The 12,142-nt window shown below is 48.1% G+C and carries 10 protein-coding genes; 4 read left to right on the forward strand and 6 right to left on the reverse strand.

The features are described 5' to 3' along the window. The first annotated feature begins 205 nt into the window (after positions 1 to 205). From ACWI_RS12075 to lpdA, 4 genes are read left to right on the forward strand one after another with little or no spacing between them, the layout of a single operon-like run. The gene (locus ACWI_RS12075; RefSeq protein WP_070371689.1) at positions 206 to 1,192 is read left to right on the forward strand and encodes a thiamine pyrophosphate-dependent dehydrogenase E1 component subunit alpha; all 987 of its coding nucleotides are present in this window, start codon (positions 206 to 208) and stop codon (positions 1,190 to 1,192) included. Then, entirely contained in the window at positions 1,189 to 2,163 is a 975-nt protein-coding gene (locus ACWI_RS12080) for an alpha-ketoacid dehydrogenase subunit beta (RefSeq protein WP_070371690.1), read from the forward strand. The genes ACWI_RS12075 and ACWI_RS12080 overlap by 4 nt, the downstream gene beginning before the upstream one ends. A gap of 43 nt (positions 2,164 to 2,206) precedes the next feature. Next, positions 2,207 to 3,517 (forward strand): dihydrolipoamide acetyltransferase family protein, encoded by a 1,311-nt coding sequence (locus ACWI_RS12085; protein WP_070371691.1) that lies wholly within the window; start codon positions 2,207 to 2,209, stop codon positions 3,515 to 3,517. A 22-nt stretch (positions 3,518 to 3,539) separates the two neighbouring features. Next, positions 3,540 to 4,925 (forward strand): dihydrolipoyl dehydrogenase, encoded by a 1,386-nt coding sequence (gene lpdA / locus ACWI_RS12090; RefSeq protein ID WP_070371692.1) that lies wholly within the window; start codon positions 3,540 to 3,542, stop codon positions 4,923 to 4,925. Positions 4,926 to 5,142: 217 nt separating this feature from the next. Here the strand turns inward: lpdA and ACWI_RS12095 are convergent, their stop codons facing one another. The 6 genes from ACWI_RS12095 to ACWI_RS12120 all read right to left on the reverse strand — a co-directional run bounded on the left by ACWI_RS12095 (position 5,143) and on the right by ACWI_RS12120 (position 12,052). After that, a complete protein-coding gene (locus tag ACWI_RS12095; protein ID WP_207648653.1) occupies positions 5,143 to 5,997 on the reverse strand; it encodes an SDR family NAD(P)-dependent oxidoreductase in 855 nt (284 codons plus the stop codon). Between the two features lie 80 nt (positions 5,998 to 6,077). Continuing rightward, positions 6,078 to 6,944, reverse strand: a complete 867-nt coding sequence (locus tag ACWI_RS12100) for an AraC family transcriptional regulator (protein WP_070371693.1) — start codon at positions 6,942 to 6,944, stop codon at positions 6,078 to 6,080. Between the two features lie 25 nt (positions 6,945 to 6,969). Further along, positions 6,970 to 7,629, reverse strand: a complete 660-nt coding sequence (locus ACWI_RS12105; protein ID WP_070371694.1) for a vWA domain-containing protein — start codon at positions 7,627 to 7,629, stop codon at positions 6,970 to 6,972. Between the two features lie 76 nt (positions 7,630 to 7,705). Further along, positions 7,706 to 8,740 (reverse strand): macro domain-containing protein, encoded by a 1,035-nt coding sequence (locus tag ACWI_RS12110; protein ID WP_070371695.1) that lies wholly within the window; start codon positions 8,738 to 8,740, stop codon positions 7,706 to 7,708. A 182-nt stretch (positions 8,741 to 8,922) separates the two neighbouring features. Next, the gene (locus tag ACWI_RS12115; RefSeq protein WP_070371696.1) at positions 8,923 to 11,292 is read right to left on the reverse strand and encodes an ABC transporter permease; all 2,370 of its coding nucleotides are present in this window, start codon (positions 11,290 to 11,292) and stop codon (positions 8,923 to 8,925) included. Position 11,293: 1 nt separating this feature from the next. Next, complete coding sequence (locus tag ACWI_RS12120; RefSeq protein WP_070371697.1) at positions 11,294 to 12,052, reverse strand: ABC transporter ATP-binding protein; 759 nt, start codon at positions 12,050 to 12,052, stop codon at positions 11,294 to 11,296. Positions 12,053 to 12,142: the final 90 nt, after the last annotated feature.

Below are 12,142 nucleotides of genomic sequence, written 5' to 3' on the forward strand. Positions count from 1 at the left end.
TGCGACAATCGATTCGCAAATATGAGATACGCCTGATCAATCTGGCGTATCTTTTTTTGTTCAAAAAATCCCATTCTCAAATCAAACCCTATTTTAAAGCCATTTCAAAAAAATTCACGCTGAATTTAAAAGTTGGCACGGTTCTTGTTATTAGTTAAGTCATCTAAAATCTTTGGATAATACAAAAAAGGAGACTATTGAATTTATGAAACTTGATAAAGCAATTATCAAAGACATGTACATCCGCATGAAACGGATCAGGGAATTTGAAACAAAGGCCATGAACCTTTTTGCCGAAGGGGCGATCCCCGGTTTTGTGCACCTCTATTTAGGTGAAGAAGCGGTTGCCACCGGCGTCTGCCAGGCCCTTAACGATGCCGACTACATCACCAGTACCCACCGCGGTCATGGTCATATCATTGCCAAAGGCGGCGATCTGAAATATATGATGGCGGAACTCTACGGAAAAGAAACCGGCTATTGCAAGGGCAAGGGCGGTTCGATGCACATTGCCGATGCCACCAAGGGTATTTTAGGTGCCAATGGTATCGTCGGCGCAGGCCATAATCTGGCTGTTGGCGCCGGTTTCAGCGCTCAATACCGGGGAACCGATCAGGTCTGCGTCTGCTTTTTTGGCGATGCCTCCACTAATCAGGGAACCTTCCATGAATCGATGAATCTGGCCAGTATCTGGAAACTGCCGGTTATCTTTGTCTGCGAAAACAATGGTTATGGCATTTCGATGAGCCAGGCCCGTCATCAAGCCATTAAAGATATCGCTGACCGTGGTACCGCTTATGGTATTCCCGGCATTTCAGTCGATGGCAATGACGTAATTGCCGTGCACGAAGCCGCTGTTGAAGCCGTTAAACGGGCTCGCAACGGCCAGGGTCCAACCCTGATCGAGTGTAAAACCTACCGTCAACGGGGACATTTCGAAGGCGATGCCGGTAAATACAAACCCATCGAAGAGCAGGAAATGTGGATGAAAAAAGATCCGATGCCACGGATTGAAAAATACATGGTCGACAGCGACCTTTTCACGGCCGAAGAACTATCCGACCTTCAGGACTCTGTCGTCAAAGAAATTGCCGAAGCGATTGAATTCGCCAATGCCAGTGCTTATCCGGAATTATCCAGTGCGGTTAAAGATATTTATTTTGATATTGTTGAGGAGGTTCGTTCAAGATGAAAAAAATGACTTATGGCGAAGCCATTCGTGAGGGCATGCGGATTCGCATGCAAGAAGATGAAAATGTATGTATTTTCGGCGAAGACGTCGGGGCTTTTGGTGGCTGTTTCGGTGTCACGGCCGGACTTTTCGACGAATTTGGTGATAAGCGGGTTCGCGATACCCCCATTTCAGAAGGGGTTATCATCGGCTGTGCCGTCGGTTCAGCAGCCACCGGGCTGCGCCCCATTGCCGAGCTGATGTTTATTGACTTCTTAACCGTCGGGATGGATCAGCTGGTCAATCAGGCTGCTAAAATGCGCTATATGTTTGGGGGCAATATTTCCGTGCCGATGGTAGTCCGTTTACCCGGTGGTGGTGGCGTCAGTGCTGCCGCTCAGCATTCTCAGTCTTTAGAAGCCTGGTTAACACATGTTCCCGGATTAAAAGTCGTTTATCCATCGACCCCACAGGACGCTCTTGGTCTGATGCTTGGCGCCATCGATGATGAAGATCCGGTTATGTTCGTCGAACATAAGGCGATGTATGGAATGAAAGGGGACGTCGATGATGTGATTGTACCAATTAAACTGGGCGTCGGCGACATCAAACGATCCGGTACCGATGTAACCGTGGTAGCCACCGGCAAGATGGTTCATGATGCCTTAAAAGCCGCTGCCAAGTTGGAACAGGAAGGGATTTCTGTCGAAGTCATCGATCCCCGAACCCTTTATCCACTGGATAAACAGATGATTTTTAACTCCATTGAAAAAACGACCCGGGTGGTCATTGCCACTGAAGAAGTCAAACGAGGCAGCTTTGCCGGAGAACTGGCGGCGATGATTTCCGAAGCCTGCTTCTTTAATCTGGATGCCCCGATCAAACGGGTCAACGCTCTGGATACCCCAATTCCCTTTGCGCCCAACCTGGAAAACTTTGTCCTGCCCAACGACGTCGACATCTACAATGCCGTCAAGGAAGTGATGGCTTAATTTTTAAGGTTATCCATGAAATCAAAAAATTACGGAGGTTATTATGGCACAATTAATCGTCATGCCCAAGTTTGGGCTGACAATGACAGAAGGCACCATTGGCAGCTGGAATGTAGCTGTTGGCGACACCATTGCTGAAGGCGATATTCTCTGCGAAATCGAAACCGATAAATTGACCAATGAATTTGAATCCCCCAAAGCCGGGGTACTGCTAAAAATCATCGAGGGTGACGGTGCCACCGTTACCTGTCTGGAACCGATTGCCATCATTGGTGAAGCCAATGAAGATATTTCCGGCTTATCCGGCGGTACAACTCCCCAGGCGGCTGAGGAAGCAGCGCCCATCGAGGTTACTGTTCGCAGTGAAACGCCGGTCAAAACCGCTGGCGGGCGGATCAATGCGTCCCCGCTGGCTAAAAAACTGGCTAAAGAAAAGGGCATTGATCTTTCCTTAATCACCGGCACCGGTGCCAAGGGCAGCATCACCGTGGACGATGTCAACAATTATACCCCGGTAGCCGAAGCTGACCTGAAAATTTCTGTATCCCCGGTTGCTAAAAAAATGGCTGAGACGTCGGGACTTGATCTTAGCACCGTGACTGGCGATGGTCGGATTATGAAAAAAGATGTGGAAGCCCGGTTAACTGAATCGTCAACAATCGAAGCAGCCCCAGAAACCATCCTGCTTAAAGGTATGCGTAAAACCATTGCCAAACGGATGAGCGAAAGCTGGAGTATCTCGCCCCGGGTCACCTATACCCGGCCAGTCGATGCCACTGCCATGAAGGAATTCCGTGCTAAACTAAAGCCGGAATTTGATAAACGGGGGCTCAAGCTGACCTTTAATCATATTATCATGAAGGTCTGCGCCCAGGCCTTGCTGGAGTATCCGCATATTAATGGCAGCCTGGTTGATGATAACCTGGTCCTTCATCCTCACGCCCATATCGGTCTGGCCATCGGTCTGGATTCCGGACTATTGGTACCCAATGTGAAAAACTGCGACAGCAAGCCGCTTTCTCAAATCGCTGCTGAAACTGAAAAGCTGATTGCCGATGCCAAAGCCGGTTGCACCCAAATGGATGACCTGGTCGGCGGCACCTTTACCCTGACTAACCTGGGGGCTTATGGGATCACTTCCTTTTCACCGATTATCAATCAACCGGAGCTGGCAATTTTAGGGATTGATGCGATGGTTGATACACCGGTGGTTATTGGTGGTCAAATCACCATCCGGCCAATGATGAATCTGAGCCTCACCGCTGACCATCGCATCATCGACGGCATGCTGGCTGCTCAGTTCCTGCAGCGGATCGGGGAATATCTTGAAAACCCCTCGCTACTGCTGGTTTAAGACTGTGAAAGAAGGTAAATCTATGACACATCTAGCAATCATCGGCGGTGGCCCCGGAGGATATGTGGCGGCCATTCGGGCAGCCCAGCTGGGCGCCCAGGTTACCCTGATCGAAAAAGACAAGCTGGGGGGCACCTGTTTAAATGTGGGGTGTATCCCCACCAAGGCCCTGCTCCATTCTGCCGAGGTGCTGACCGAAGCCAAAAATTCTGCCCAAATTGGCCTAATCATCCCTGAAGCAGGTTTTGACTGGACGAAAATTCAAAAACACAAGGAACAGATCAGTACCAAGTTGTCGGGCGGCGTTAAGGGTCTGCTAAAAGCCAACGGCGTTAAGATCATCACTGGCACCGCCCAATTTTTAAGCGATGAAATCTTGCTGGTCACGGAACCATCGGGAAAAACGGACGAACTGCGGCCGGATAAAATTATCATTGCCAGCGGATCAATCCCTGCCCTGCCACCGATTCCCGGGATCAACCATCCCGATTGCATCGATTCCACCGGGGCACTGTCACTGGCTCAAGTTCCGGAAAGTCTGGTGATTATCGGCGGCGGCGTCATCGGTGTAGAAATGGCATCGGTTTATAATCAGTTTGGCTCCAAAGTAACGATTGTCGAAATGCAGCCGGGGATCCTGCCACTGATGGATGGCGAACTGGGAGAAATGCTACGAAAAAAACTGATGCGAGATGGGATTGAGATTTTAACCGGTACCCAGGTAGTGTCGATTGACGACAATGACAATAAGGTGACTGTTAACATCAACAAGGATGGCAACAACAGTGCCATCATCGGCGAAAAGGTATTGGTGGCAATTGGCCGAAAAGCCGAATTATCAACACTGGGACTGGATAACACAAGCATTAAAACCGATAAAAAAGGCATTCTTGTTAATCCGAAAATGCAGACCAACGCCCCAAATATTTACGCCATCGGCGATTGTCTGGGGAAAACAATGTTGGCCCATGTGGCCTCGCAGCAAGGGGAAGTTGCCGCCGAAAACGCCTTGGGCCATGAGGCTATCTATGACGAAAAAACCAACCCCTCCTGTGTTTACACCAACCCCGAATTCGCCAGTGTGGGTCTGACTCAAGAAGATATCCGGGGTCGGGAAAAAGACTATTCCATCGGCCGCTTTCCGCTGGCCGCCAATGGCAAGTCACTGATTATGGGGTCTACCGAGGGAATGATCAAAATCATCTCTGATAAAAAATATAAAGAAGTGGTAGGCGTTCATATTCTGGGCCCCCGGGCCACCGACCTGATTGTCGAAGGCGCCCTGGCGCTGCGGCTGGAATCCACGGTGGAAGAAATCATCTCTACCATCCATGCTCACCCCACGGTCGGGGAAGCAATTAAAGAAGCGGCCCTGGCGACGGAAAACCGGGCGATTCACTGGAAATAAACCGCATGCGTGTGAAATGAGAATTCAAAACGTGCGAACCAAAACGGCTACCTCCTGGCCCACGCCACCATCGATGAAGCAATCAAAGAGGTAGCCCTGAATACTGATTAAAGAACACTTGAAAAACTGAAAAATTCTAACTCACTGTACATAATCAGAGATCCGGAAGTTGATAAACATATCAATGCCCGGATCTCATTTTTTTAGCCATATTTTATTAGTCCTCCCATAATAGGCTTCTCAGGGACTCCGGGTGATTGCCGTTTATATCGGTAAAACCGTAGTAATCGGCTAATTCTGCCGTAATCAGGATTTTTCCGGTCTCACGCAGCCTTTGTTCATCCTGGGCAAGGGCCGCAATACTCCGCCCAACAAACTGGGGACTTTCCATTTTTGACAGCTCAACCGCTTCATTATATTTGGCCAATTCAACCATCCCTTCGGTGCTCACATTCCCGGGATAAAGGGAGACGACCGTCACGCCATAGGGTTTCAGTTCATGGGCCATATCTTCTGACATCCTGTCGATAGTGGCTTTACAGACGCCATAGGCAACATTATTGAAATACCGCTGACCGCCATAAAACGATATGTTCACGATCAAACCACTGTTCTGCTTGACCATCTGCGCTGCCGCATATTTGCCGGCGACATAATTTGAACGCACGCCCACCTGGTAATGATCATCCCATAAGGCAACCGGCTGTTCCCAAAACGGGGTGTTGAAAAAGTAATCGCTCATGGCATGAATGCCTCCGCCCCAGGCATTATTTACCAGAATATCCAATCGGCCCTGTTCCTTTGTGATACGTTCAAAGAGGGTCTTCACCGCTTCGTCATCGCAATGATCACAATAGTGAACAATCCCCTCTCCCCCCAGTTGATTGATGGCCGCTGCGGTGTCCGCCAAGGTCGACCGATTCAAAAATTCTGGTAAGGGATATTCCCGTTTTTCCCGGCCGGTCACATAAACGGTGGCACCTGCTTCACCCAATCCAAGGGCGATACCTCGCCCCACACCTCGGCTGGCACCGGTAACGACAGCAACTTTTCCGCTTAAATCAAACATCATGCTTTACTCCTTATCATCATTTAGTTGGTCACTACCATCCTAAATCTTTTCGGAGTATTTTTCATGACATTTCTTGCTATTTAAAGCCGCTTTTTGACTGGGATGAGGATTTCAACAGCATTGGTCTGAAAATAGTCCGCCCGGTAAATGTTGATCATGCCGATGCCAATGGGTTTAATTTCAATTTCTTTAATCATAATCAGCCGGTACAGATCTTCTTCAAAGGTTTCGCCAATATTAAACATATCACCACGATACGTAAAGCTCATATACCAGCCCTCAGGAATGATCCGCACTGTCAAGCGCTGATCAAAATTGTTACTTTCGGTCTGTTTTCCATAAAATACGGTATAGCCCTCATCTTCGCTGCCATGACAATTGACAATCGTGAAAAAACAATTGTGATCAAGCCCTTCATATTGGCCGGTTTCGGTCAAAAATTGACTGCCAAAGCGATTGAGATCAACCGCAAAGCTTTCATCCCCGCGGTTGACTTCAATACTTCGCCCCTGTAACGGGATGGCTTGGCGATAGACAAAACTTTCTTTTAGCACCAGTGTCCCTTTGTAATTAATAATATCCCGTTCCACCACAGCGATTTTTTCCACCCGAACGCCGGCATTTTTTTCTTTTTTATAAACAGAAGGTGAGATCCCAAACTGCTTTTTAAAGGCCCGACTATATACCTCCGGGTATTCAAAGCCAAAGTCATAGGCGACATCAATCACAGCTGCATCCCTGTGATCCAGCCGCTCCAATGACTGGGTCAGCTTACGTCCCAGGATGTATTGCTTTAAACTGATCCCAACCACGGTCTTAAAGATCCGATTGAAGTGAAAGGCCGAGACATAGAAATGTTCCGCCAGCTCTTCCAGTGTAAGGGCTCGGGTGATGTTTTTTTCAATATAATCAACGGTTTCATTGATAAGACTGACATACCTGTTCATATTTGCTTCTTAATCTCTCCCGCTTCTAATTTTTTCCCCGCCGTTTGTAATCCTCATCAATTTCAGCCTTCCAGTTGGCCGGAATCGGGTTGCAGGCCCGCATTTCACTGACCACCTCACTGACCACCCGATAGTTCAGTTGGGTTCCCTGACTATCGGCATGATAATTAGCGGCTCGATCAGCACCGATCCCAAACCGGGCGGCGGTTTCGATGGCATCAATATTGGCCCCCAGGAAAATAAATTCCCACTGATACTGGGTTTTCTCCAGTTCAATCAGACGCTTAATTTTTTCATAGGAATATTCCTGACTGGCGTTTTCCAGGCCATCGGTAGTGATCACAAAAATGACCTGATCGGAGCGATGCTCCGGCTGAGTATGACGCTGGGCATTGGCAATCTTGTGAATGGTTTTTCCGATCGCATCCAACAGAGCAGTGCAACCGCCGACATAATAGTCGTTTTCAGTAATCGGGGCAACCCCATGAATATCAATCCGGTCATGAAGCACTTCATAACCATCATCAAAAAGTATGGTCGTGACCCGGGCCTCGCCAGGCGCCTGTTGCTGTTTTTTAAGCATGGCATTATAACCGCCGATGGTGTCACTTTCCAATCCTGACATCGAGCCGCTTTTATCCAGAATAAAGACCAGTTCCGTTTTACTTGTTTGGTTTGTTTTCATGATATTATCCTCCGTTTCTTTGATAAGTAGAGAATAACACGGTTGATCTGGCTGGTGGTCGCTTTTAAAACGACAATCAGGCCCCCAGCAATGCCTGATCAAAGGCGAAGAGGGCTTCGTTGATTTCATAGATGTTATAATTTTCGGCACTGATAAAATATTCAATGATCAGATCAAAGATATGGCTGTGGGACAGGGCATAGCCCGCCCGCCCCAGCAGATCATGGGTCTCGTCAAGGCTTAGCTCCAGGGCAATGGCAAAGGCGATGGCAGTGGCCTTGCTGGGATTATAATCTTTCTTGCTACGGATCTTGGAAAACAGTTTCCGGTCGATATTGGCTTTTTTATAAGTCTCGACATCGGTCATGCCCTTTTCATCAATCAGCCGCAACAGCATCTCTGAAAAGGACTCATCCAATTGGCCCAGCACATCGGCCAGACTTCGTTTGACTGATACCGCCGGAGCTGGCATAAAGGGCCGGGTTTCGGCCAATTTTTCGACTTGAGCCCGCATTTGGCTGCGATTATAGCTGGGCAGCTCCGGCTCGAATTCCATATTGCGTTCATAAATCGGATGTTCATCCACATAATGATCATCAATAAATTTTTCGATATCGGTAAATAGCTTTTCACTGAAAGCAAAGGCTTTCTTATCAAAAACCACCAGATAAATAAACATCTCATGTTCCAGCAAAAATTCTGTGATGGCCGCTACCGCAATCTTCAAGGCCTGATCCTTGGGATAGCCATAGATGCCCGACGATATCAAGGGAAAAGCAATGCTCTTACAATGATGTTTCAGGGCCAACTCTAGCGAACGGGTATAGGCCCGGTGCAGCAGCCGGGCCTCGTCGGCACCACCGCCCTGCCAAACCGGCCCGACGGTATGGATGATCTTTTTTGCCGGCAACTGGTAACCGTCAGTGATCACGGCTTCGCCCACTGGGCAGCCACCAATCTGGTCACACTCGGCCTGGAGCGCCTCGGCCCCGGCAGCGGCAAAGATCGCCCCACAAACCCCGCCGCCCATTTTCAAGCCACTGTTGGCGGCATTGACGATGACGTCCACCGTCATTTTAGTAATATCGTTGCGGATGATTTCAAATGGCATGGGTCACAATCCTCTCTGTTCCAATCCGGCTTCCTCATACTGCCTGATTCTGAACGGGCATTTTTCTCATCATACCAGTTGCGTCACCTTTTTTCAATAGTGGATCATGCTTCTCTTGAGAACAGTTCCGGCGCAGCCAGCGATTTTCTGACGCTAGCTATTTCCGAGCTCCGGCATCAGTCTTAATCCACCCCTTCTTCAAACATCTGGCAGGGGCTGATCTTTCTAATCTTACCGGCAACAATCAACACCGTTGCCAGCCCCAGCAGACTGATGCCAATTGCCGTAAACAGCACCAGGCCGGGGTTCACATAAAAATCGCAATTGAGAATCCCATTGGCCGAAAGCATCAGGGCCAGCAACGGATTAGTGGCAAAATAGCCAGCAATGGCTCCGACCACCGCAGCCCCGATAATAACCGGCATCTGACTGATTAAGATCTGACCAATCAGCTGATTGGCGGTAAAACCAAGAGCCTTGGACACCCCCAGTCGGGTCCGCTCCCGCAAGATCCGCACCCGGATCACCAGAAACAGAACGAACACAATAATCACAGCAATTATCCCTAAACAACCAGTGACGATAATTTTTATCGACGCTTCAAAGGAATCCAACATCATCTCGGCGGACTCAAAATAGCTGTTGGTTTTTATTTTCTCGGATCCATATTGATTATTTATTTTGGTGATGAATTTTTCGGTATCCTGACCCTCAGCCAGATATACCATCAGGTTTTGTTCCCGATAGGACGGCAGCAGTTTTTTCATTCCGGCGGTGGTGATGGCTGTGGCTTTTCCCAACGCATTAAACTGTTGAATGACTCCTACCACCAGGAATTCGCAGTTAATACCGTTGTAATCGATCGATACCGTATCACCCATCTGAGCACCCAGCTTACCCAGTACAATACTGGTGATGGCAATTTCATTATCATACACCGGCATCCGCCCCTTTACACAGGTATCAACTTTCAGGCGGCTGTAATCTTCGGTGACTCGGGTCATGGCACTGCTTTCCTTATCTTTAAATTTAATCACGCCATCAAAGGAAACTAACCGGATGGTATCTTCGACCTCCGGCATTGCGGCAATTTCTGCAAAGATTGTTTTTTCATCGTCTACAGCATTCACTTCAACTTCAGCGGTTTCCAGTCCGATTAGTTTGATCATGGCGGTTTTATCGACCGAAAAATTATAGTACGACGCCAGCGCAAAGACGGTTACCAGACTCAGTAGCATGATGATCAGCCCAGTGATGAGATTCTGCCGTTTATTAAAAAGAAGTGCTTTAAAACCCATTGTGGTATTGAGGTTGAATCGGGTCGCTTCCAGAGGAATGCGATTTTTCCCAAAATGATGGGTTTCGATACCGCTGCGCAAGGCTGTTAAGGGGGTGATTTTTTTGATTTTTGCCGCACTGACATAGGAAATTCCCAATACCGCCAGCATAATCACACCGAAGCTGACCAGCACCGCCTGGGGATAAAGCCCGGTGGCCCAACGCAGCCCGATTGACGAAGACACCACATTGGTGATCACCGGCGAAATTAACAATGCGGCGCCTAGCCCCACCATAAAGCCAACAGCAGTCATCAACAGATATTCCACCAAAATCGAGTTGAGAATCTGCCGGGTTGTATAGCCCATGGCTTCCAAAGTGCCGATATTTTTAATGTTGTTTTCAATGTGAGTGGTGGTGGAAAACTTGATGACGATGGCGGCAATCGCCAGAATAATAATCGAGAAGGATACCAGCACCGCCATAATGATGTTGATAAAAATGGACACTCCCGTTTTTGTTGTTCCGTAACAAATAGAAACGTAACTGCCCGTCCCTTCTGGTAATCTGTTTTTTGTTTCTTTGACATATTCCGATTCAAAGGCTTCGGTGTTATTGATGTCAGTTGTCATTACTGCGAAGTAGCTGCATTTTGAGCCAAACTGAGGCTGCGCCAAAAACTCCTGCAACTGCTGATCACCTACATATAATTTATACATACTGACATTGGAAGGACTGGCAAACATCAGATCTTCATAGAAACCGGCGATCTCAAGCTCAGTACTGACTTCATCCACCGTCATTTTCAGGGTATCCCCGGTTTGATAACCGTTGGCTGCTTTTAAAACATAAGGCGCAATGACCCCATTTTTCGGCATATTCTCGACCGGATCGATAATCTTCACCTGGGATATCTTCCGCTCGGTATCGAGATTTAGAAAAACCGCCGGAATACTGTTGGCCTCTTCCCCCGTGTTGATATTTTGAAATGAGGACGATATCGACATCATCCCCTCTTCCCTTTCACTGTAGGAATAAGACGGAATGGACTGATAAATTTCCTGAATTTCCTGATCATGAACACCATCTGTAATAAAAATCTGGTGGGCACCATTGATTTTGGCATTTTTCTGATCGATAAAGCGATCTATATTGGCCAGCACCGATATTCCCACATAGAGAAAAATAGTAGCAATGGCAATCAAAATGATTAGGGTGGCTGTGGCCACCTTGGCCTTTTTGATATTATTGGTTGCAATCATCAGAACGCTCATCTTACCAGCCCATCCTTTCCAGAAATTCCCGGAGGATTAGATGGCGATCCGGATCATCCTTGCAATAGGTTCCCAGACTCAGCTCGTCGATGATGACCCCATCTTTTAAATACAGAATGCGGTTGGCCCGGCGGGCCGTTTTGATATCATGGGTCACCATGATAATGCTTTGACCGGCGGCATTCACCTCAGTCATCACATCCAGTACGTTGATGGCATTGGTCGAATTGAGCGCTCCGGTGGGTTCATCGGCAAAGACGATTTCCGGGGCATTGATCAGCGCCCGGACAATCGCCACCCGCTGGGCTTCGCCGCCGGAAAGCTGAGAGGGATATTTTTGATAGCTGACATCACTTAACCCCACCTGCTGGAGGAGTTCCTTAGCCCGGGCGGCGACGGCCTTTCTGTTGCGACTGACCAGCAAGCCCGAAATCATAATATTATCGAGCACCGTCATCGTATCATTGAGATAGATCTGCTGAAACACAAAGCCGCAATGCTTTCGGCGAAATACCGCCAGCTGATCATTGGAATAGTTGGAAATCACTTCGCCCCTAAAATCGATAGTTCCCAGGGTCGGCTTGTCCATCCCCGACAGGGCATAAAGCAGGGTCGATTTTCCCGAACCCGAGCTCCCCATGATGACAGTAAAGTCACCGGCTTTGATTTCAATGTTGAGGTTCTTTAAAACGTGCTGCATGATGCTGCCGTTTGAATAGGTTTTACTGAGCATTTCTGCTTTTAAAATGGTGTTTGACATATCTTCCTCCCGATTGATTGATTGGATCTTTATCCCAAAGATAAAAGACCATGGTCGGCTTTTGCTTTCCATGGCCTAATTATATTTCAT

This window comes from Acetobacterium wieringae (assembly GCF_001766835.1).
Classification (GTDB): Bacteria; Bacillota; Clostridia; order Eubacteriales; family Eubacteriaceae; genus Acetobacterium; species Acetobacterium wieringae.